Origin of the sequence: Actinokineospora sp. NBRC 105648 (assembly GCF_030269645.1) — a bacterium.
GTDB lineage: Bacteria > Actinomycetota > Actinomycetes > Mycobacteriales > Pseudonocardiaceae > Actinokineospora.
Window position 1 is genome coordinate 42,396 of sequence record NZ_BSTR01000040.1, and the last position, 22,361, is coordinate 64,756.

Here is a 22,361-nt window from a genome sequence, read left to right on the forward strand (position 1 = left end):
CGCGGCGGTACCCGGCCGGACGCGCCCGGCAGGCGGTTGGACCGGTTGGGCTAAGTCCTGCGGCGTAGCGGATCCGGCCGGATGTCAGCCGTCAGGAGGGGGCGCGGTGGCGCTGGGCCGCACTAGGGTGGCGGCGTGGTCGGCGCACGGGTTGAGGCGTGGTTGGCGCGGCGGGCACCGCTGGTCGACGTGGTCACCGCGGCCGCGCTCGCGACCTCGTCCGTCCTCTTCGGACTGATCGTGCACGCCGGGCCGGACTACTTCCTCGTCACACTGGGATTGTCGCTGCCGCTGGCGGTGCGCAGGCGCAGGCCGGTCGGCTGCGCGGTGGTCGTCGGGACTGTCGCGTTTGTACAGTGGGCCACCCTGCGCGACACCGTCGGCGCGGTGCCCGCGAACCTCGCCGTGCCGATGGCGGTCTACGCCGTCGCGGTCGGCGGTTCGGCGCGGGCCGCCCGGCTGGTCCTGCTGGCCGGACTGGTCGGCGCCTGCCTGGGTGGGCTCAGCTGGCCGCGGTTGGCCCAGACGGTGTCCGCGCACGTCATCACCGGCGCCTTCCTTGGCGCCTCGGTGCTCGCGGCCTGGGCACTCGGCGCGCTGCACCGGGTGCGCCGCGGCCAGGTGGACGCCCTGGCCGAGCGGGCCCGGCTGCTGGAGGTCGAGCGGGAGCAGCGCGACCGGCTCGCGGTGCTGGCCGAGCGCAACCGGGTCGCCCGCGAGGTGCACGACATCGTGGCGCACTCGCTCGCGGTGGTGATCGCCCAGGCCGACGGCGGCCGCTACGCCCCGGACCCCGCGGCCGGGCGCGCCGCGCTGGCCACCATCGCCGAGCACGCCCGGCAGGCGCTCGGGGAGACCCGGCGGGTCCTCGGCGTGCTGCGCGACGGACCTGGTGACGCGCTGGGCATCGACGACATCCCCGCACTGGTGGACCGAGTCCGCGCGGGCGGTCTGGACGTGCGCTTGGCGATGCGACCACCACCTGGCCCTGTCGACCCGGGACTCGGCCTGGTCGCCTACCGGATCGTCCAGGAAGGACTGACCAACGTGCTCAAACACGCCGGACCGGCCGCCAGCGCCGAGGTAGCGCTGCGCTGGGGACCGGGACGACTGGAGATCGAGGTCGCCGACGACGGCCCCGCGCCGAGTGCCCCGGCCACCCCCGGGTACGGGGTGCGCGGCATGCGCGAGCGGGCGGGCGCCTACCACGGGACTGTCACGCTGGCGCCGCGTCCCGGCGGCGGGCGGGTCCTGCGCGCCCGGATCCCGGTGCCGGGGTGAGCGCGCGGGTGCCCGTGCGGGTCCTGCTGGTCGAGGACCACGCCCTGATCCGCGCCGGGTTGCGGATGGTGATCGACTCCCAGCCCGACCTGACCGTGGTGGGCGAGGCCGCCGACGGCGCCGAAGGCGTCGCGCAGGCCGAGCGGCTGCGCCCGGACCTCGTGGTGATGGACGTGCGGATGCCGGTGCTCGACGGCGTGGCGGCCACCCGGCTGGTGACCGCGCTGCCGAACCCGCCCAGGGTCGTCGTGCTGACCACCTACGACCTCGACGAGAACGCGCTGGCCGCGATCCGGGCCGGGGCGGACGCCTTCCTGCTCAAGGACGCCGCGCCGGAGGAGCTGCTCGGCGCGCTGCGCTCGGTGTGCGCGGGGGACGCCGTGCTGGCCGCGTCGACCACCCGCAGGCTGCTCGACCGGCTCGCGCCCGGATACGACCCGGTCGCCGCGCGGGCGGTCGAGGGGTTGACCGGGCGCGAGCGCGACGTGCTGGTGGCGCTGGCCCGCGGGTGGTCGAACGCGGAGGTCGCCGAGCACCTGGTACTGGCCGAGGGGACGGTGAAGACCCACGTCAGCCACCTGCTGGCCAAGCTGCGGGTCCGCGACCGGGTGCAGGCGGTGGTCACCGCCTACGAGGCAGGTTTGGTCCGCCCCGGCGAGGTGCGTGCGCAGGTCCGGTCGGCGTCGGGGAGCGCACCGCCGAGCAGGTAGCCGTTGACGCTGTCGTCGACACAGGGGTTGGCGTCGAAGAGGTAGACACCGTGCCGGAAAGCGCTGTCCAGGGTGATCATCCGCGACCCGGGGAGCGCGTGGCGCATGGCCCGCTGCCCCGGGTACGGGGTCACCGGGTCACCGGCCGCGCCGACGAGGAGGGCCGGGTGGCCGGTGGTGAAGCTGGTCGGCGGTTCGACGGGTCGGGTCGGCCAGAACGCGCACGGGGTGATGTCGCGGGTCAGCGGTCCGTAGAGCGGCTCGGCGGCCCGGTGCGCTTGGATGTCGCGGTAGTACGCCTCGGGGTCGCGGACGGCGGCCCGGTCGGCGCACTGGTTCGCGGTCGCGGCGCTGAAGCCGAACTCGGGGATCACCTCGGGGGTGGCGTAGAGGGCCAGTTTGGCCGCCTGGTCGGGAGTCGGGGTCACCGGCAGCCGCCGGGCGGCGTCGCGCAGCACCCGCACCTGGGCACTCAGCTCCACATAGGACGATTCGGTGTCGTCGACGGTCAACAGCAGACCCGGGACCATCGACGCATCGATCCGGTACTCGCCGACGCGCAGCGGCTCGCGGGCGGCCGCGCGGTTGATCTGGTCGACCGTGCCCAGCACCCGGTCGGGCGTGCGGCCGAGGTTGTACTGTTCGTCGTGCCGAGCGGCCCACCGCGCCCAGTCGGCCAGGGCCGCGGCGGTGGCCGGACCGGCTTCGCGGGTCAGGGCCGGCCCCTGCGCGTCGGGGCCGATGGTGCTGTCCAGCACGACTCGGTCAACGTGATCCGGGAACATCTGGAGGTAGACCGCGCCGAGGTAGCCGCCGTACGACCAACCGAGGTAGGAAACGCGCCGCTCCCCCAACGCCGCACGCACCATGTCCAGGTCACGCGCGATGTCGCGGGTGGACACATAGGGCAGCACGTTCCGCTTCGGTTCACACCGGGCCGCGAGGTCGCGCGCGACCCGCACACTCCGGTCGAACGAGAGGCGGTCCGGGCTGGCGAACTGGGCGCTGCGCAGGTAGCGGTCCGTGGGCCAGCCGCACTCCAAGGGGTTGCTGCGGCCGAAGAAGCGCGGGTCCACACCGACCAGGTCGTAGTGGGCGGCGACCTCCGGGGCCCCGGCAGGCGCGGGTGGCAAGCCCGCGGCGAGCAGTACCACGCCGTCCCGCGACGGGCCGGGACCGCCGGTGTTGACCAGCAGGGTGCCGAGCCGGTTCGAGGTGGCCGGACGACGGGCGATCGCGATGGACAGCTTGCGGCCCTTGGGGTCTCGGTGGTCGACGGGCACTTCGATCTCGGCGCACTGTGCGCCCGCATCGTGCAGCTGCGCGCCGATCTCGTCGTCGGGGGTGGTGCGGCAGTCGTGCCAGGTGACGGTGGGGGTGGCAGTTGCCGGGGTGGCTAGGGTGGCGGCGAGGGCGACAGCCAGGAGTGCGTGTTTCACAGTTCTCCGCGGTGCAGAAGGGATACCTGGTGAACGTAGGGCTGAGGTGCTCGTGGCGTCTTCTGTCGCGCGAGGGATCTTGCCGAGGGCGTAGGTCTGTCTTGCGGGGTGGTCTACCCCGAGGGGCGGTGCTGGTGCGAGCGGTGCCGGCACGGCTTGGCGCGGCCGTGGTGATCGCGCTGTCGTTGGCGTCCTGCCAGGCGGCGGGTCCGGGAGAGCGGGCGGGCACGCACAGCGACGGCCAGGCGCGCAAGTCCGGCACGGGTGAACTGCGCTCGGACCTGGACCCGCTGCTCACGCGGTTCCCGCTGCTGGGCACCCCCGAGTCGGTCCGGTGGATGTCGGGCACCTACGGCGACCCGGACACACCGGGCCCGTCGACCTATTGGATCGACGCGGTCGTGAAGCTGACGCACACCAAGGCCACCCAGCTGACCACGGCGTACGCACCGGTCGCGGGCGACAGCAAGCCGGAGGTCGTCGACGGGATGGCCGCGCACCTACCCGCCGGACCGTTCAGCACCAGTCCGGCGTTGGACGCGGCGTTCAAGCGGGACCGGTGGTCGGCCTCGGTGTACGTGGACCCCAGGACCGACGAACTGGTCATCGTGGCGACGGGCGAGTAGCAGGTGGCGGGACCGTGATCGGCCCCGCCACCCGACGTCAGTGCTTGAATGGTGCCAACAGGTCCTCGACCGTGTGCAGGGTCCCGTTCCGCATCACCATCCGCACCTTCGCCAACGCTGCCACGTCCACTGACGGATCGCCTTCCACGAAGGACAGGTCGGCCAGCTTGCCCGGCTCCACACTGCCCAGGTCGTCCGCGACGCCCAACTGCCGCGCGGGCAGCAAGGTCGCGCTCTGCAACGCCTGGAACGGGGTCAGCCCGTACTTCACCATCGCCCGCAGGTTCAGGTGCACGGCCACCGCTGTGGTGTCGAGCGGGGCGTCGGTGCCCGTCAGGACTGTGCCGCCCGCGTCGATCAGCCGCTTGATCACCGACACGTCGCGGCGCGCCTGCTCCGCGGTGCCGTCGAGGAAGCCGCAGGGACCCGTTCCCAGGGCGCACAACACCTTCGCGTGCAAGATCTGCTGCTCGACACCGGTGAACAAGGTCCGCACGCGCGGATCGGACTCGATCGCGGAGTCGTCGGCCAGCAGCGAGCTCGCACTGAAGAGCGTGCTGCTGAACGGCATCCCGCCGCGCGCGGCCAACTGGATCACGTCCTCGTACACCCCGCCCGGCGACGCCTCGCGGGCGAACCCGAAGCCCCACTTGGACGGCGCGGCGATGTGCTCCTTCATGTCCACGCCGTGCCCGATCGCGGGGAACAGGTAGTGCGACGTGGTCGGGACGCCCCACCGGTGGGCGCGGTCGGCGACCTGGGCCTGCCAGTCGACGCGGAACCGCTCGTAGGTCTTGACCAGGTCGTAGTCCAGTTCGCGGACCCGCGAGAGCTCCAGCCCCAGCTGCTGCTCGTCGCGCACCGGGCGGGCGAACTCCCAGTCGACCCGGGTGCCCTCCAGCATCTCACCGGTCATGAAGAAGCGCGGCCCGACCCGGGCACCCGAGCTGAGCGACTCGCGGCCCTCCAGCGCCCGGTACGCCGGGTCGCCGGTCGAGCGGGTCGCGGTGATGCCGAAGGACAGCAGCAGCCTGCCCTGGCGGTCGCCGTAGGACTTCGACCGCATCTCCTGGTGGTTGTGCACGTCCACCAGACCCGGGGTGACCGTCAACCCGCTCGCGTCGACGAACCGCCAGCCCGCCCGGGGCCGGTCCGCGCGGTGCGGCTCGACGCGCTGGATCCGGTTGCCCACCACCAGGATGTCCACGTCGGTGCGCGGTTCCGGGTGCACGCCGTCCCACAGCCGACCGGCGTGCACGACCGTGCGGGTGGTCGGCCGGTCCTGGGTGAAGGTGAGGCCGACCGGGACCTCGCGCACCACCGATCCGTCCACTGTGGTCGTCTTGAGCCTGCCGTTGTTCAGGTACAGCAACGTCTTCGAGTCGCCGCTCCAGGTGGGCGCGTCGCTCGCCTCCCGGGTCACCTGACGGGCCGGGCCGGTCGGGGTGCCCGTCGGGTCGACCGGCAGCACCCAGATCGTGCTGTTCATCGAGAACGCCAGCAGCCTGCCGTCCGGCGACCACACCGGCCCGTCATCACCGCGCGTCGACACCGATCCGGACGGCGCGGGTTCGACCGTCCGGGTAGTGCCCGCCGCGAGGTCTGCCAACAGGATCCGGTTGTGCTCCGCGGCGGTCACCGTGAGCGCGAGCACCTTGCCGTCGGGTGACCAGCTCGGTTTGCCCGGTACGCTGAACGTCTCCCCCAGCACCAGCCGCACGGCACCGGTGGAGATGTCCACAGTGGACGTCTGGTTCGCGGTGTCCTGGAACGCCAGGGTCTTCCCGTCGGGCGACCAGGCGGGCGCGAACTCGGCACCGGGCAGCGCGGTGACCCGCCGTTCGGCCCCGGTGGCCACCTCGCGCACGTAGAGGTCTTCGGTGCCCGCCTTGTCGGAGGCGTAGGCGATCCGGGTGCCATCGCGTGACCAGGCCGGGTCGATCTCGTAGAACTGGTCGTCGGTCAGCCGCCGGGGCGTGCCACCGATGGGCAGCGACCACAGGTCGTTGAGCGCCTTGAACACGACCGTCCGGCCGTCTGGGGACAGCGCGGGCCCGACGATGCCGCGCACCGGCTGCGGCGCCCGGGTGTCGAAGTCGCGTTCCTTGGGCCGGTAGCGGTCCCGGTCGAGGGTGAAGGTGGCGGCGAACGGCACCGTTCGACTGGTCCCGTGCGTAGCGTCGGTGACGACGATCTTGCCGTTGGCACCGTAGGTCAGCTGGTCCGGCGAGAGCCAGCGCGGCGGGAACGGGAAGACGTCGGTGAAGGTGCCCACCGGGCGCACACTGCCCGCCTCAAGCACCTGCAACGCCCGACCACCCTGACCGGAGCGCAGGAAGGCGAGCCTGCGCCCGTCCGGCGACCACGACGGTGCCGCGACAAACCCTTGCGCCGCGGGCAGAAGCGTCCGCACGGTCCCCGTGGCGAGGTCGACGCTCTCCAGCGTGTTGCCCTGGACGTAGGCGATGCTGGCACCGTCTGGCGCCCAAGTGGGCTGGGACTCGGCCGTGGCCGCCGTGGTGACGCGCCGCGGCTCGCCGCCGCGCAGGTCGACGGTCCAGATGTCCTGGTTGCCCGAGCGGTCCGAGGTGAACGCGATCCGGGTGCCGTCCGGCGACCACGCGGGGTACAGGTCGTCGGACTCGCCGCGGGTCAGCTGCCGGGTGGTCCGCCCGTCCGGGCTGACGGTGCGGAGGTGGAAGAAGCCGTCGGCGAAGGACTGCACGACCAACTGGCTGCCGTCCGGGGAGAACGAGGGCCAGAACGGGTCGAGGAAGTCGGATCCGATCGGCGTGGCGGCGCCCCCCGCGCGGGGCACCGAGAACAGTTTCCCTTGCACGTCCATCACGAACGACCCGTCACGCGGGGACACCGCGACGGCGAGGTTGGTGCCCTCGGTCACGGTGACCGTGATGGGTACGTGCCCGGGGGTGGGCGGCCCGGCCGCCCCGGCGGCGGTCGGGGGCAGTGCGGTCAGCAGGCAGGCCAGTGCGGCGCTGCCGAGTCTCCGTTTTCTCATCAGGACTCCTCAGGCGGGTGCGCCCCCGCGCCGGGGCCGGGAACCGGTGCGGGGGCGACTGGGGTCCGGCGGGTGGGGGCAGGTGGGTCAGAGCCCGAACGCCAGCAGGACGTTGCCGTGGTCACTGGGGTAGCCGGGCCAGTAGCCCGACTGGACGTAGAGCATGCCGTTGGCGACCACCGCGCCGCCGTTGCCGGAGATCGCGCTCCCGGTCCCGGTCAGCCCGTTGACGCCCGGGAAGTCGCGGATCGTGTCGAACTCCCAGACGACCTTGCCGTCCTTGGTGTCGTAGACCCGCATCTTCCCGTCGTTGCTGCCCTCGTAGAGCAGCCCGGGCGTGGTGGTCACGGCGGGGGTGTGCGCCAGGCCGCACACGGTGGGGAACTTCGCCGCGCCGCCGGTGGTGCACCCGTTGGCGGGGTTGGGGGTCTGCCACACGACGTCGCCGTTGGCCGGGTTCAGCGCGAACACGGTGCCCGGGTTGCCGCGGTTGGTGGCCATGTAGACGTTGCGGCCGTCGAAGCTGCTCCCCCACTGGATGCCGGAGAGCCCGCCGCCGGGCATCGGGGTGGACAGCTGGCGGCGCCAGGACACCGCGCCGGTGCGCGCGTCGAAGGCGTGGAACACCCCGCTCTTCTGCCCGATGCCCACGAACTGCCTGCCGCGCGACTGGAACAGCGTCGGCGTCGCCCCCAGGTCGTAGTCCAGCGCGGTGCCGTCCTTCTGCCCCGGGCAGTAGCCCTCGCTGTCCGGGAAGCCGCACAGCAGCCGCCAGGTGTCGGCCTTGGTCACCTGCTGCTTCCAGCGCACCGCGCCGGTGCGGGCGTCGAGTGCCAGCAGCGAGTCGAAGTCGCCGGTGGTGCCGGAGTAGAGGTTGCCGGTCCCGACGTAGAGGGTGCCGGTGCGCTCGTCGACCACCGGCGAGCTCCACACCCCCGCGCCCGAGGGCTCGTAGCGGGTGGCGCCGCTGGGCCAGGTCCCGACGTTCTTCGGCTCGGGAACCGTGTAGTAGCGCCAGGTCAGCTCACCGGTGTCGGCGTCGAGCGAGTCGACGTGGCCGCGGAAGGTGCAGCACGGGTAGTTGCGGTCGGGGTTGATGTTCTCGCCGCTGGAGGCGCCGACGTAGATGTGCCCGTCGTGGTAGAGCGGGGAGCTGGTGTGCATCCCGGCCACGTGCGGCTCGGTGTCCTTGGCCCACAGCTTGCGCCCGGTGCGCTGGTCGAGCGCGTAGATGACGCCGTTGGTGTCACCGAAGTAGACCCGGCCGCGGGCCACGGTCGGCCCGTCGATGGAGGTGCTGCCGGGGTCGAGGTCGAAGCTCCACCGCGCGGTACCGGTCTTGGCGTCGAGGGCGTGGAACTTCCCGTCCGGACTGCCGAAGTAGATCGCGTCGCCGACCACCGCGGGCTGGCTCTTGGCCGGGAACCCGTTCTTGGGGTAGGCGAACGCCCACTTGAGGCTCAGCTTGCCCACCGTGCGCGGGGTGATCCGGAACTCCGCGGCGTTGTGCCGCGACCCGGACTTGTCACCGGTCCAGGTCGGCCAGTCGCCGAAGCCATGGCCCGCCGGTCCGCCCACCGGTCCGCCCGCGGCGCCCGCCGTGCCACCGACGAGCAGCGCCACGGCACCGGCCAGGGCGGCCGCACCCCGCTTCGCCCTCGATCGTCCCGCCCCGAATCGTCTTCCTCCGAACAGAGGCACGTGCACTCCTCATGTCTCGTGAACACGCCCGGGGGCGCGCTCGGATGGCGGCCGGGGTCTCGACCGCGCCGCGCCCAGCAGGGCCGCGCGATGTCGCGGACCAGTCTCCGGGCGCGTCGCGCCGTCCGGCCAATCGCGAAACGAGGATGGAAGTGCGCTATCGACCAACCGTGCCGGTCAACTGGGAACTGTCAACCGCACTGAGCGGGGCGGGCGCGCTCGGGCTGGGCTGAACGGCTGATGGTACCGACGCGGGCACCGGCGTTCCATTGATTGGACAAGTGCCGCGCGGACGAGAGGTCTGGCCGCCGCCGGCCCCCGTTGATCACCGTCGTGCCGCTGGTGCGCACCCCCGCGAGCGGAGCACAAATCAATGTTCACTCGATCGGAGTCGAATGCCCCCACATGGCCCAATGCGCGCCGCGATTAATACACTTTCCGCCACGGGATGACCGATTCGGCCCGTTTACCGCCGGGTAGCAGGACAAATCCTGGACAATCCCGCGTACCACGGCCATACCGGCGCGTTGACCGCTCACCGCAGGATTGCGCCCATTCGTCGGCCGCTCGTCGGGGATAGCCGGCGACCCGTATGATCGGCTGTGCAGAGTTACACATGCCGATGGCCGCGTTCCCTTGGCAGAGCCGCGGCCATCGGAATTGATCACGCTAGTGGAGGAATATTCCTTGATGTGGATCGTACGCGGCGAAGAGGCCGCGGCGCCACCGGCGAACCCCGTGGTGACGTCGCCCAATCAGGTTGTCTTACCGCCGGGGGAAGACCGCGCCCGCGCCCCGGTGTGGTGCGTGGTCCTGCTGCGGGGGCCGGTGGAACCGGGCAGGCACCGGGCACCGCGGCCACCGTCGTGGTGGCGCCGCGCGTCGCGCGGACCGGTGTTCACCTTGCTGGCACTGGGGATCGGCGCGCTCACCTGGCTCGCCTGGGACGTGGCGGGCGGATCGGTGGCGCTGCTGGCCACTGGCTCGCTCAGGCTCGTCCGTCGGCGCGCCGGGTCGACGAGGGGTTCCCGCGCGCGCGCAAGGTGATCCCGGCCGCGAGCAGCGTCTCGCGGACCCGGGCGTAGGACATCCCGGAACGGTCGGCCAGGTCGCGCAGGCTCGCGCCCCGGCGGTAGGAGTCGATGAGCTCAGTGTCGGTCAACCTCGACCGGTCCGACCGCGGCGGCGGTGCGGCCTCGGCGCGCTCGAGCAGGCGCCGCACCGCCCGCCGGTCGATCCCGGTCTCCCTGGCCAGGTTTTCCATCGAGGTGCCCGCCAGGTACCGCGCGGCCAGGACCGCCGCCAGTTCCGGTTCCGGGACGCCCAGGCACGCGGGCCACCCCGGGGCGACGATGCCCGCCTCGGTCAACAGCCTGCGCACCAACGAGGTGGACCGACCGACCGACTCGGCCAGCGCGCCGACGGACTCACCCCTCCTGAAGCGCACCGCCAACTCCCGCCCCAGGTCCGCGCGGCGCGATCCGCGTAACGGGGCGGGTCCCTCGCTCATGGCGCGCCCCCGGCGCGCGCAGGTACCGGCTTCCCCGCGGGCACACCGCGACCGGGGAGCGAAGCAGAGAGAAGGACTAACCGCGATGTCACCGCTTCGAGCGGATCGTCATCCATGGCAGGTGAACACTCCCCGGTCGGCTTGCGACGTGATTATTCCTAGGACAGTATTAATCACATCCGCTCAGTCCACGGCACTCCGGGGGTTCCCATGGACATCCGCGAGCCGCGCGCCAGCGCGCTTTCCCGCTTCGAACCCAACGCCGACGGCTGGCGCACGGCGAGCCGCTGCGGCCCCGACGGCGGCAACTGCGTCGCGGTCAACCGGGGGAACGCCGAGGTCGTCGGCGTGCGCGACACCAAGCGCCCCGGCGCCGCGGTGCTCCGGTTCCGCACCAGCGCCTGGATCGCCTTCCGCACCGCGAACTTCCTCAGCGCGAACCGCTGACCCGCGCGGTGTCCCGGCCGGGCGGTGGGCCCGGTGACCGAGCCGCGCGGCGAGCTCGGCCAGCTGATCCGGGACGCCCGCAAGCGACACCGGCACAGCCAGCACCACATCGCGGTCATGCTGGGGTTCAGCCAGTCGAAGATGAACAAGATCGAGGCCGGGCGCACCCGGATCGACCCGGGCGACCTGCACCGGCTGATCGACTGCCTCGAGGTCGAGCCCGAGGCCGCGGCCCAGTGGTGGGAACTGCTCGCCCAGGCGCAGGAGCAGCGGCTGGCGATCAACGCCCGGCCGCTGATCCCGGCCTACTTCAAGCGGTTCCTCACCTTCGAGCGGGTCGCGGTGCGCATCCGCGGCTGGCACAGCGAGGAGATCCCCGGTCCGCTGCAGGGCGAGGCGCACATGATCGCGATGTTCCCGCTGGACCACGACCACCCGAGGCCCAGCGTCTTCCCGCAGATCCGCAACCGCCTGCAGCGGCGGGAGATGTTCGCCAAGAACCCGAAGTCGCGCTACGAGTACCTGATCGGCGAGGGCGCCTTCCACCGGATCGAGCAGGCGCACCGGGTGGCCGTGGCGCTCGACCAGGTGGAGTCGCTGATCCACCTGCAGGACGAATTCCCGAATGTCGCCGTGCGGATCCTGCCGTTCCAGGCGACCGCGACCGTCCCCGTGTCGTTCACCCTGCTGGACATGCCGGGAAAAGCGCCGGACGTCGCCTACGTCGAACACGTCGGCGCCGCCCTCTACCTCAACCGAAAACCGGAGATAGCCAGGTACGAGGTGCAATGGGAATTTCTCAGCGCCCGCGCTCTGGACCGCCGGGGCAGTCTGGAATTCCTGGCGAAGTGGCGGGAACGATTGCACGGCGCACTTCCCCCTGAAGGTCGGATATGACTCGCGGGCACCGCGCACTAGGCTTGGCGGGACCGAGGCAGGCAGATCCGGCGGACGCAGAGGACGTGGCGTGGAATCGGAGCACGAGCCGTACCGGCCCCGGCCCATCGACCTGGACCGACCCAGCATCGCCCGGGTCTACGACTACCTGCTCGGCGGTGACGCGAACTGGGCGGTCGACCGCGAGCTCGCCGAGCGGCTGCTCGCCAAGTTCCCGCTGCTGCGCTCGATCGCGCGAGCGAACCGGCAGTTCCTTTACCGCGCCGTGCGGCGGCTGGTCGAGCTGGGGGTGCGCCAGTTCGTCGACATCGGCTCCGGGATCCCCACCATGGGCAGCACCCACCAGGTGGCCGAGGAGTCCGCGCCCGGGCGGGCGCGGGTCGTCTACGTCGACAACGACCCGGTGGCGGTCGCGCACTCCCAGGTGCTGCTCGAGCGCACCGGCGACGACGCCAGGCACGCGGTGGTCACCGCCGACCTGCGCGCGCCCGCCGTGCTGTGGGACGAGGTCCTGGGCACCGGGATCATCGACCCGGACCAGCCGGTGGCGCTGCTGCTGATCGCGGTGCTGCACGTGCGCCAGCCCGACCCCAGCGGGGCGGACCTCGGCCCGGCCGCGGTGGCCCGCTACCGCGACCTGCTGCCGCCGGACTCCTACCTGGCGATCTCGCAGGTCACCGACGAGGGCGTGCCGACGGACCTGGAGCACAGCCTGGGCACCCTCAAGCAGCTCTACGACGACTCCGGCAACCCGGTCATCTGGCGGGCGCGGGCCGAGATCGCCCGGCTCTTCGGCGACTTCGCGCTGCTGGAGCCGGGGTTGACCTGGACCCCGCTGTGGCACCCGGAGTACGCCGCGCCCGGGCAGCCGGAGCTCGCCTTCCCCGAGCCCAACCACTCGCTCATCCTGGCGGGAATCGGCCACAAGCCCGCGTGAGCTCCACAGTGGACACTCTCGTTCGGACTCCCCCGGGTGGTTCCCCGGCGCGCCGGTTTGCGCCATGCGGGTGGCGGTGGGTAACGATGGCCGGGAGATCACGACCCAGTATCGGTAGGCTCGACCGTCGGAGTCCCAGCCGTCGGGGGTGAGGGTGGAATGGCGGCGATGAACGGCGCACCGGTCAACCCGTTCGCCCTGCCCGCGCTCGAGCACTACGAGGTCGGGGTGCTGCAGCCGCACCTGGTCGCCGAGCACGAGCACCTCTACGTCGACATCTGCGGCGGTGGCGGCGCCTTCAAGGAGTTCACCGCGGCGTTCGACGTTCCCGGCGCGCGCGAGCACGGCGGCTTCGTCCTGGTGGTGGGCCGCACCGGCTCGGGCAAGAGCGCCTTGGTCAACCGGTGCGCGGCCCACCTGCGGGACCGGCTCGACGAGCTCGGCCTGCGCACGACCGTGCTGGACCTGGCCCCGGTGCTGCCGTCGGTCTTCGACCCCAGGGACGCCCTCTCGCGCAAGGAGCGGATAGCCGGTGTGGGCGCCGAGCTGCTCTCCCGGCTGCACGAGCTCCACCTGCTCAAACCGGGCGCGGAGCACTCCGCGGCGGACTCGCGCGGCTACCCGTGGCTGCTGCGCAGGCTGCACACCGTGCTGGCCGCGCGCACGGCCGTGGTCGTGCTGCTGCCCAGCCCGGGCGACCTGGTCGACGAGGTCACCGAGTACGCCTACGCCTGCGGTTCGCCGCGGGTGGTGTTCCTGGCCGAGTCCGACCGGTTCTTCCCCGAGCACATCGCGCACATCCGCCAGGCGCCCTCGACCAGGCTGCCACCAACGGTGGTCACACTGCGTCAGATCCAGGCGCACGAGGTGCGGCTGTTCGTGGACGATCGCCTGACGCGGGCCGCCGAGCGCGGTACCTTCCCGTACGTGCACGAGGACGCGTTCACGTTCCTGCCCAGGCGCTGCCGCTCGGTGAAACGCCTGCAGGAAGTGCTGTTCAAGACCTACCAGGCGCGGCTGGACGCGGGCGCGGGCTACACCGCGACCGACGTGGTCACGATTTCGGACTTCCAGCGGTTCCTCGACTGATGAGCACCCCGGACGACGGCGAGGGCAGTGACATGAGCGGTGGCGCGCAGGCGTGGCGCAGGAACCCGTTCCGCCCGATGGCGGTCGCCGACACCGGCCTGATCGGGCACTACCCGGACCGGGCCGAGGTCGCGGTGCGCACCGGCGCCCGCGAGGACGCGTTCCGCCACCTCGACGACTACCTCGGCGGCGCCCAGGTCGGCGACCAGCAGGCCGACGAGGGCCCGCGGCGCGGCGTCGGCGTCACCATCGTCCTGTCCGGCGACTACGGCGTCGGCAAGACGCACCTGGCGATCCGGATGGTCGACCACGCCCGCACCGTGCTGGACGAGGACGTCCGCGCGCTCTACCTGGTGGCCGCGCGCGGTGGTTTCCTCAGCCTGTTCCGGCAGTTCCTCGCCGAGGTCACCGAGGCCGAGCTGGTCCGCCAGGTCCAGCTCTACTACCTCGACGCGGTCGAGCAGGCCATGGCCGACGCCGACATCCCGCCCTCGGAGCTGGCCGACCCGGCCGACGTCAGCCGGATGGCGCGCCGCTACGACCTGCTGGAGAGCGGGCTCACCCGCAAGGTGCAGCAGACGCTGGCCGCGGTCACCGACGACCCGGCGTTCACCACCGCGATGTCGCTGCTGCTCGAGGACGGCCTGAGCAAACCGGTGTGGGACTGGCTGATGGGCGGCGAGCCCGGGCACCACCTGCGCAACCGGGGCGTGCACAAGCGCATCGACGACGACCTGGCCGCGATCGAGGCGCTGTCGGTGCTGGCGCTGCTGCTCGGCGGCCGCGACCGGCGGTTCGTGCTCGCCGTGGACGAGGTCAGCGGGATCTTCGCGCGCAGCAACGGTCCCGAGGAACAGCTGATGGAGGCGTTCCGCACGCTGCTGGAGGCGGCGGGCCGGTCGGGCGCCTGCTTCATCCTGTGCGGGCTGCCGGACTTCATGCCGTACCTGCCGCAGCGGGTCAGCGTGCGGATCACCCACCACCTGCGGCTCGGCGGCTTCACCGAGGCCGACATCGTCGAGTTCATCCTGACCTCGCACGAGCGCACCTTCGGCAGGCGCGAGTTCGCGCCGTTCAGCGCCGGTGCCGAGCGCACCATCCGCGACTTCACCAAGGGCAACGCCCGCGCGGTGGCCCGGCTGCTGCACCAGGCGTTCCTGCTGGCCGACGCCGGCGCGGGGGCACCGGCACCGATCACCGACGAACTGCTCTACCAGGCGGCCTACGAGCTGACCCCGCCGACGATCGACACGGTGGCCGAGGAGGTCCGCCGGGTCGCCGCCCAGCGGGGGTGGCAGGTGCGCGAGGAGCAGGTGCTGCCCGGCGCGCCCGGGGCCCGGGTGGAGCTGCGGGTCAGCTCGGCCGGGCGGGAGGACGGCTGCGCGGTGCTGGTGCTGCGCGCCCTGCTGTCCACAAAGGACGTCGACCGGGTGCGCGACTGGGTGGCCGCGGTACCCGGCCCGCGGCTGCTGGTCACCGTGGGCAACCCGAGCAGCACCGCCGCCGCGGCGGCGGGCGACCTGCTGGGTGCCGAACCGCTGGTGCACCGGGGTTCCTTCGGCACCGACCTGGCCGCCGCGCTGCACAACGTGCTCGCCCTTGCGCCGCAAGGGGAGAGTGACCCGCTGGACCGGCTTTCCGCGCAGGTCAAGGACCTCACGCGGGTCGTCGCGGGCATCAGCGCGGGCAGCCGGGAACCGGACCTGCGCGCGCTGGCCGAGGAGGTGGCCGACCGGGTGGCCGGCAGGCTCACGGAAGCCACCGAGCGGCCCGCGCGGCCCGAGACGCTGCCCGACTCGGTAGCCGCGCTGTTCGAGCGGGCCGAGCAGCTGCTGGTGGAGCTGACCCGGTTCGACGACCGGGTCGCCGAGTCGTTCCGCCGCACCGGTTACGACGCCGCGGCCACGCTGCGGCCACTGCTCGGCGAGTCCCGGGTGCGGCTGGCCCTGGGCGCCGCGGACGTGTTCAGCCGGTTCGTGCGCCAGTTCCGGGGCCGGGTGGCCGAGTGGTTCCAGGCCGAGCCCGACCGCGGCAGCGCGGCCGACCTGCGCGAGATCTGCGACGTCTACGAGGCGATGACCGACCACGTCGCGGTCTCGGAGCTGGCGCCGCTGGCCGCGCTGGCACCGCGGCGGGCGGGCGCGATCGGCGCGGTCACCCCGATCGAGCGGGCGACCGAGTCGCTGGGCAGCCTGGCGGCCGACGTCAGGAAGGCCGCGCTTCGGGTGGCCGGAACGGCATGACCAGGCTGGCGGGCGCCTGTTCCGGGGCCGCGGGCGGATCGGCGGGCGCGGGCCGCGGCGCGGGTCCGGGGCCGTCCGGCGCGGGCGGCGGGCGGTTGTAGCGGGCGTTGGCCAGCCCGTGCCCGGCGTTGATCACCAGCACTGCGAAGGCCACCGTCCCGGCCGCGCCCGGGTACACCGGTTCCAGCAGCAGCGCCAACACGATGGCGGTGAGCCCGTTCTGCTGCGCCAGCGCGAGTCCGAGCCGGTCGCCGCGGGCCAGCCCGGTGGCCGGCAGCACCAGCGCGATCACCGCCTGGGCCAGGAACGCGGCCACCCCCAGCACCAGGCCCGGCACCCAGCCGACCCCGTTGACCAGCACCACGCCGATCGCGAACGTGCCCGCGTACAGGGCGATCGCGGCCAGCCGGTCGATGACCGGGCCGATCGCCGGGCGCACCACCAGACCGACGAACGCCAACCCGAGCAGCAGCGCGTTGGCCACGGCGAACACCGCCAGGCCGAGCACCAGCACGGTGGTCAGCACGACCAGCACCCGGCGGCGCGCGGGTGTGAGCGGTTCCCGCCTGCGGCGCGCGCGGGCGCGGAAAGCCCACCACAGCGCGGCGACCGCGGCCGCGAACACCAGGTTGAGCCCCAGGTTCAACAGCACCGCGACCACCCCGGTGTCGAGCACGCCCAGCCCGGTGGCGCCGTCGCCGGGCAGCACGAAAGCCGCCAGGTACGCGGTGAGCAGCACGGTGACCGGGTCGTCGAACGACGCCCACGCCGAGAGCAACGAGCGCCCAGCGGGCGAGAGCCGGGACCGGTCGCGCAGCGCGGCCACCGACAGCGGGTCGATCTGGGCCACCGCGACGGCGAGCAGCACCACCCGCGGGTCGTCGTCGAAGAACAGCAGCATGACCCCGGCGATCAGCGCGACCTTGGCCAGCACGCCGACGGTGACCGCCAGCAGCACGGTGCGCAGGTGCGCCCGCGCCTCGGACAGGTCGATGCCGAACGCCGCCGCGTAGAGGCCGAGGCCCAGCAGCGCGGTGATCACCCAGGAGTACACCGGCGAGTGCGCCGCACCGGTCAACCCGGCACCGGCGGCGACGAGCCAGCCCGCGGCGGCGGTCGCCAGCAACGACAGCGGCCGCAGCAGTGGCCGCAGCTGTGACCTGCGCGGTGGCGTGACCCCGCCGGTCATCTCCCGGGCCTCCGGTGTCCTGCGACCATGGCGTCCTCGCCGCTAGCCGGGCCGACCGGGCGGGTCGCCCGAGCGGGGTGCGCCCCGTTGACGATAGCGAGCGCCATGATCGGTTTCAATCCGTTCGAAGGGCCGGGTCGAGCAGGGTTTTCGCCAGTCTGCCAACGGTTTCCCCGGCGAGGGAGACCATCGGCTGGCGGATCGTCACGGCCGTGACGTAGCGCTGGGCGGGCAGCCGCAGGTAGTAGACGGCGCCCTGTTCGACGTCGAGCACCACCCGGTTCAGCCTGCCGCGCAGCGCTCCCCCGCAGGTCTGCTTGAGCTCGGTGGCCAGCGTGCGCAGGTCGCGGGCGAAGCGCAGGTGGAAGCCGCGCCGGGCCGCCGGGGTGATGCCGACGTGGTCGGCCGCCAGCTCGGGGTCGTCGAGGCAGTCCAGGACCACCGACCGGTCCCCGGCCCAGTACGAGGCGAAGTGCAGCCCCACCGGCCCGACCGCGGCGCGCAGCCGGTCCTCGACCCCGCCGGTGGCGGGCACCTGCGGCGCGGTGCCGTCGAACGGGGCCTCGAACGAGCCGTAGTTGACCGACTTGAGCTCGGCGCGGGCCCGGAGCTTGTCCGCCAGCGCGGCGACCGCGCGGTCGCCTGCCCACACCCGCTGGTCGCTGTCCGGGTGGTCGGTCAGCGTGACCACCCCGAGGAACTCCACGCCGGGGCGCACCATGTCGTAGAACAGCGCGTGCCCCTCGGAGTGCAGGACCGTGCGGATCAACCTGCCGGTGCGGGCCACCTGCAGCTCGCGGTCGAGGTGCCAGACCCGCAGCGCCATCTGCTTGGCCAGCCGCTTGAACGCCTCGGCGAGGCTGCCGCTGGGCGGGGCGCCGGGGGTGCCCGCCGGGACGCCGGTGCGGACCAGCTCGACCAGCGGGGTGCCGAGGCCGACGTAGGCGAGGTAGTCCAGCTCGGGGGTGCGCGCCATCAGCTCCTCGCAGTCGGCGAGCACCGCGGCCATGGCGGCGTCGTCCGGGTCGACCCGGTCGTCGACCCGGCTCTGCCACCCGGTCGCCTCAGGTGTGCGGGATGTCGACATCGATCTCCCTCCAGTGCGCGTGCTCGCCGAGCTCGGCCAACTCCAGGTTGTCCCGCGCGACGGCGGCGTGCGGGTGGTCCGCGCCGAAGGCGTCCAGCAGGTCCTCCAGCGCCTCCTCGGTCAGCCCCCGCGCGGTCTCCAGCTCACCCCCGGCGGCGGTGAGCACCGCCAGGTCCAGTGCGGCGGCGAGCGTCCACGGGTGCATCCGGTCGAGCCGGTCGTGCAGCGCGTCGTGGGCCCGCCGCACCAGGTCCCGGCCCGCGGCGCGGTCACCGGCCGCCGCGGTCGCCAGCCCGACACCGAGCTCGGCGAGCGCCCGGATCGGGTGCGCCGCCGGGAACCGCCGCTCGTCGAGCCGGGCCAGCGCGGTCGCGGCCTGCTCGCGGGCCTCCACCAGGTCGATGCCCGAGCGGCGCCGGATCGACGCGCCGGTCAGCATGACCGCGGTGATGTCCGGGTGGTCCTCGGGCAGCAGCGCGCGCAAACCCTTGTGCGCGCTGGTGAAGCGGTCCCGGGCGCGGGTGAGGCTGCCCTGGTCGCGCAGGGCCATGCTCCACTGCCACTCGACCACCCAGCGCAGCCGCCGCAGCGCGCCGCCGCGCCCGCGCAGCCGGTTCTCGATGGCGCTGAGCCGGGCCGCGGGCCTGCCGAGGTCGAGGTCGCGCTCGTAGATCGCGACCCGGACCGCGGACCACTCGGCCAGCTCGTGCGCCGCGCCGAAGAGCCGGACCAGCCTGCGGTGGTTGTCCCGCTCGAGGACCAGCGCCCGGGCGGTGGCCCCGGACAGGTACAGCGAGGCGGCCAGGTTGTTGGCCGCGCGGCGGGTCTGCGGGTGGTCCTCGCCGAACTCGCGGACGAAGCCGGGGAAGCTGCGCTCGTCCTCGGCGAGCGCGTCGAGGTAGCCGCCCAGGCCGCGCACGTCACCACCGACACCGCGGGCCGCGGTCAACGCGGCGGGGGTCTCGGCGCCGAACCCGCGCTGGTAGGCGCCCAGGGCCTCGGCGTCGAGCTTCCAGGCCCGCTCGGCGTCGCCCAGGGCGCGCTCCAGGTTGGCCAGCTGGCCCATCAGCCGCAGCCGCAGCGGGTCCTCCGCCGGGTACCAGGCGTCCCAGCGGGCCAGCAGGTCGTCACCGTGCGCCAGGGTCTCCGCCCAGGTCGCGGCGTTGCCGGTGTCGTAGTGGTAGTGGGCCTGGTTGACCAGCCAGCGGCGGACCTGCGGCCTGCCGCTGGCCAGCGCGCCGGAGCACTCGACGTGGTCGAACAGGGCGCGGAAGCGGGTCCGGGCGGCCGCCGGGGCCGACTCGACCGGGGCGAACTCGGCGAGGGTGTCCAGCACCAGCTCGGCGACCCGGGCCACGTGCTCGGGATCGGCCAGCTCGGCGAGCACCGCCCGGATGGCCGGGTCGACCTGGACGGTGCCGCGCAGGCCCCAGTCGACCTGGATCAGCTCGTAGCGTTCCCCCAGCCGCAGCGCGCGGTCGATCTGCGCGCTGTCGAAGAGCAGGCCCTGCCCCTGGGGGTCGAGGTGGCGGGCGAGCGCGGACAGCAGCTCGCGGGACTGCACCAGCTCCAGCCGGGCGCCCAGCGGCGAGAGCGTGTGGAAGCACTCGGCCAGCAGCACCGCGACCGCGCCGAGCCCGCCACCGCCGGTGAGCTCGTCGAGCTCGAGCGAGTGCAGGGTGTCGCGCACGACCGAGACCATCACCGCGGTCGGCGCGAGCCCGGGGTGGCGGCCGATCGCGGCCACCAGCGCGGTGTGCGCGTCGGCGGCGGCGCTGACGTCGTCGTGGCCCTGGCCGCGGTAGTGCTCGGCGGTCTCGGCCAGCCAGGCGCCCGCCAGGCTGATCGCCAGTGGCCAGTGGCCCAGCGCCGCGGCGACCTCGGCGGCGGCGTCGGGGGCGAGCTCCGGGGTGGTCGCGATCAGCCGGGCCGCCGCCTGGCCGGGGCGCAGCGGGCCGAGCCCGAGCCGGGCGACCACCGGGACGCCGGTGGGCTCCTCGCTCGCGGTGACCAGCACGTGCACGTCACCCAGCTCATCGGGCAGCAGCCCGTCGGCGGCGAGCTTGCCCAGGTCCGAGTCGCCGTCGTAGACCAGCAGGAAGCGGCCGCGGGCGGGCTCGACGACCCAGGACAGGGCGGCGGTGCTGCCGTAGAGGCTCGCCGCCTCCCGTTCCGGCTCCAGCGCGCGGGCCAAGCCCGCCAGTGAGCGCAGCAGCGACCGGCGGTCGTGCGCGGAGATCCACCAGACCCCCTGGTAGTCCCAGGCGTAGTGCGCCGCGTAGGCGCGGGCCAGCGCGGTCTTGCAGGTGCCGGGGGGACCGTCGATCACCACGACCGCCCGCTGTGCGCTCCGGTCGACCAGCGCCTCGCGCAGCGCCCGGACGTCCGGGTCGTCGATGTCGACCGTGCGCGACGCGGCGGGGAGCCGCTGGACCCGCGGCGCCGACCACGGGAACCGGGTGGACCGCCCGGCCTGCGGGCCGCGCAGGCCGAGGAAGCCGAGCTTGGTCAACATGGTGCGGCGGAAGGTGTCCGCCGGGGTGTCCGGCGCACCGGGCTCGGCGGGGTCGTAGGGCTGCTCGGGGACCCGCAGGTCGACGACGTCGGCCCCGCCGCCGGGCGGGCAGTCGCCCGCGTGCAGCCGCAGCACCGTCGGCGCCGGGTCGGTCGTGGCTGGGTCGGTGGTGGCTGGGTCGGTTGTGGCGGAGTCGGTGGTGGCTGGGTCGGTCGTGGGGGCGGGCGGCTCGGCCGCCTCGATGACCTCGGCGCCGACCCGGGTCAGGTGCGTGCGCGCCCAGGCGACCCAGGCGCGCAGCTCGGGCGGGGCGACGACGACCACCTGCCGCGGTGACCCGGCGGGCGCGAGCCGCGCGGACGTGCGGTAGCCCTCGCGGACGCGGACGGGAACCGTCCGCCACGGTTGGGCCGGTTCGCCGGTCACCGCGGTGGCCAGCTCGCGGTACTCCCCCCACAGCGGGCTGTCGGCGGGCTCCGCGACAGTGCTCAGGATCGGCAGGATCTCCTGGTAGGGCAACAGAGGCAGCTCCACGCACCGGCGCAGCGGCACCCGGTCGGCCTGCTCGGCGAACAGGACCACGAACGTGCGGGCCGCGGTCGCGCGGACCTCGCGGAACAGCCGCGGCCCTTTCTCGTCGTGCACCCTGGTCAGCACCGGCAGCACGGTGACCGCGATCGGCGCCGAGCCGCGGATCACCTCGGTGACCGCCGCGGCGTCCGCGACCGAGCGCGGGTTCGGCGCGATGGCGACCAGCACGGTGTCCCCCACCGCGCTCGCCACCGCGGCGGCCTCGGCGACGTCGTCCGGTCCGACGGTGGGCATGACCAGCAGCACGTCGTCGTAGCCCGCCGCGCCCAGCTCCCGGCGCAGCACCGACAGCGCGGTCGGCGCGGCCCGGGACAGGTCCAGCCCGAGCGGCAGGTCGGACTCGGCGGCGACCAGGGCGATCGTGCCGGATTCCGCGCCGTGCACGGTGAAGTGGCGCAGCACGCCGAAAGAGAGCGCCCCGGCGACCCCGGCGGTGGCCACCTCGCGCACCCCGGCCCACAGCTCGTCCGGGCACGGCTCCCGGCCGTCGGCGAAGGGCTCCAGGTACTCGCGCACCGGCCGCTCCGCACCCGACCAGTCCACGACCAGCACGCGCCTGCCCGCCAGCGCCAGCACCACCGCCAGGTTGGCCGCGGTGTCCACGTGGTCGCACCGCGGCGCGGCCGGGAACGCGACGCACACCCTTGCCCGATCGGTCGCCATCGGCGGACTGCTCCTCACGAACCCATTCGCCACGTCTCCCCCTCCTGCGGATCGACCGTACCGCCGATCCGTTCGGGGCGAACCGGGGGAATCACTCGATCGGCCCAGTGCGTCAGAGCGAATTCTGGAATGCGGCGAACCGGTCGGGCTGACCCGCGCGGTCGGCCAGGATGCGGCGCAGCGCGCTGTGGAACACCGAATCCGGGAGCTCGGCGAGGACCGCGAGGTCGATACCGTCGATGTCGAGCAACCCGGTCACCTCGACCGGGTCCGGTGCGGCTGCCTCGTTCTCCGCCATGGCTGTGTCCCCTTTTTGTCCAGGGCGTGTCGCCGAACTCGAACTGAATACACCATACGGACGGCGCTGCGCGGCCAACCCTGATGATTCCATGGTCGGTGGTGGATTTTCGGCGGTCA

General features: G+C 73.4%; 16 protein-coding genes. 8 read left to right on the forward strand and 8 right to left on the reverse strand.

Annotated features, from left to right (window positions below):
• The first annotated feature begins 135 nt into the window (after positions 1-135).
• Together QSK30_RS27465 and QSK30_RS27470 are read left to right on the forward strand one after the other, a co-directional pair.
• Positions 136-1,281: a sensor histidine kinase gene (locus QSK30_RS27465; protein ID WP_285507126.1), complete on the forward strand. Its 1,146-nt coding sequence runs from the start codon at positions 136-138 to the stop codon at positions 1,279-1,281.
• Positions 1,278-1,991: a response regulator gene (locus QSK30_RS27470; protein ID WP_285507127.1), complete on the forward strand. Its 714-nt coding sequence runs from the start codon at positions 1,278-1,280 to the stop codon at positions 1,989-1,991. The genes QSK30_RS27465 and QSK30_RS27470 overlap by 4 nt, the downstream gene beginning before the upstream one ends.
• On the opposite strand, the gene QSK30_RS27475 is transcribed toward QSK30_RS27470, so the two are convergent.
• On the reverse strand, positions 1,910-3,430 hold the full coding sequence (locus QSK30_RS27475; protein ID WP_285507129.1) for an alpha/beta hydrolase: 1,521 nt from the start codon (positions 3,428-3,430) through the stop codon (positions 1,910-1,912). The genes QSK30_RS27470 and QSK30_RS27475 overlap by 82 nt on opposite strands.
• 143 nt (positions 3,431-3,573) lie before the next feature.
• On the opposite strand from QSK30_RS27475, the gene QSK30_RS27480 reads away from it, so the two are divergent.
• Positions 3,574-4,056 carry a hypothetical protein gene (locus tag QSK30_RS27480; RefSeq protein ID WP_285507130.1) on the forward strand — a complete coding sequence of 161 codons (483 nt, stop codon included), beginning with the start codon at positions 3,574-3,576 and terminating at the stop codon, positions 4,054-4,056.
• 37 nt (positions 4,057-4,093) lie between these two features.
• Here QSK30_RS27480 and QSK30_RS27485 read toward each other — a convergent pair whose 3' ends face one another.
• The 3 genes from QSK30_RS27485 to QSK30_RS27495 all read right to left on the reverse strand — a co-directional run bounded on the left by QSK30_RS27485 (position 4,094) and on the right by QSK30_RS27495 (position 10,286).
• Positions 4,094-7,075, reverse strand: a complete 2,982-nt coding sequence (locus tag QSK30_RS27485; RefSeq protein ID WP_285507132.1) for an amidohydrolase family protein — start codon at positions 7,073-7,075, stop codon at positions 4,094-4,096.
• Between the two features lie 87 nt (positions 7,076-7,162).
• Positions 7,163-8,698: an outer membrane protein assembly factor BamB family protein gene (locus QSK30_RS27490; protein ID WP_502871895.1), complete on the reverse strand. Its 1,536-nt coding sequence runs from the start codon at positions 8,696-8,698 to the stop codon at positions 7,163-7,165.
• Between the two features lie 1,066 nt (positions 8,699-9,764).
• Entirely contained in the window at positions 9,765-10,286 is a 522-nt protein-coding gene (locus QSK30_RS27495) for a helix-turn-helix domain-containing protein (protein WP_285507133.1), read from the reverse strand.
• A gap of 210 nt (positions 10,287-10,496) precedes the next feature.
• Here QSK30_RS27495 and QSK30_RS27500 point away from each other — a divergent pair, with 210 nt between their 5' ends.
• The 5 genes from QSK30_RS27500 to QSK30_RS27520 all read left to right on the forward strand — a co-directional run bounded on the left by QSK30_RS27500 (position 10,497) and on the right by QSK30_RS27520 (position 15,899).
• Positions 10,497-10,733, forward strand: coding sequence for a DUF397 domain-containing protein (locus QSK30_RS27500; protein ID WP_285507134.1), 237 nt, complete (start codon positions 10,497-10,499; stop codon positions 10,731-10,733).
• A 33-nt stretch (positions 10,734-10,766) separates the two neighbouring features.
• On the forward strand, positions 10,767-11,630 hold the full coding sequence (locus QSK30_RS27505) for a helix-turn-helix domain-containing protein (RefSeq protein WP_285507136.1): 864 nt from the start codon (positions 10,767-10,769) through the stop codon (positions 11,628-11,630).
• A gap of 70 nt (positions 11,631-11,700) precedes the next feature.
• Positions 11,701-12,567, forward strand: a complete 867-nt coding sequence (locus QSK30_RS27510) for an SAM-dependent methyltransferase (protein ID WP_285507138.1) — start codon at positions 11,701-11,703, stop codon at positions 12,565-12,567.
• A 168-nt stretch (positions 12,568-12,735) separates the two neighbouring features.
• Positions 12,736-13,656 (forward strand): P-loop NTPase family protein, encoded by a 921-nt coding sequence (locus QSK30_RS27515; RefSeq protein ID WP_285507139.1) that lies wholly within the window; start codon positions 12,736-12,738, stop codon positions 13,654-13,656.
• On the forward strand, positions 13,656-15,899 hold the full coding sequence (locus tag QSK30_RS27520; protein ID WP_285507141.1) for a hypothetical protein: 2,244 nt from the start codon (positions 13,656-13,658) through the stop codon (positions 15,897-15,899). Before QSK30_RS27515 ends, QSK30_RS27520 begins: the two co-directional genes overlap by 1 nt.
• Here QSK30_RS27520 and QSK30_RS27525 read toward each other — a convergent pair.
• The 4 genes from QSK30_RS27525 to fxsA form a co-directional block, all read right to left on the reverse strand.
• Positions 15,862-17,088 carry a cation:proton antiporter gene (locus QSK30_RS27525; RefSeq protein WP_285507142.1) on the reverse strand — a complete coding sequence of 409 codons (1,227 nt, stop codon included), beginning with the start codon at positions 17,086-17,088 and terminating at the stop codon, positions 15,862-15,864. The genes QSK30_RS27520 and QSK30_RS27525 overlap by 38 nt on opposite strands.
• Positions 17,089-17,203: 115 nt before the next feature.
• Entirely contained in the window at positions 17,204-18,175 is a 972-nt protein-coding gene (locus QSK30_RS27530) for a hypothetical protein (RefSeq protein WP_285507143.1), read from the reverse strand.
• On the reverse strand, positions 18,153-21,944 hold the full coding sequence (fxsT, locus tag QSK30_RS27535; RefSeq protein ID WP_285507145.1) for an FxSxx-COOH system tetratricopeptide repeat protein: 3,792 nt from the start codon (positions 21,942-21,944) through the stop codon (positions 18,153-18,155). The genes QSK30_RS27530 and fxsT overlap by 23 nt, the downstream gene beginning before the upstream one ends.
• A 112-nt stretch (positions 21,945-22,056) precedes the next feature.
• Positions 22,057-22,242 carry an FxSxx-COOH cyclophane-containing RiPP peptide gene (gene fxsA, locus QSK30_RS27540; RefSeq protein ID WP_285507146.1) on the reverse strand — a complete coding sequence of 62 codons (186 nt, stop codon included), beginning with the start codon at positions 22,240-22,242 and terminating at the stop codon, positions 22,057-22,059.
• Positions 22,243-22,361 lie beyond the last annotated feature (119 nt).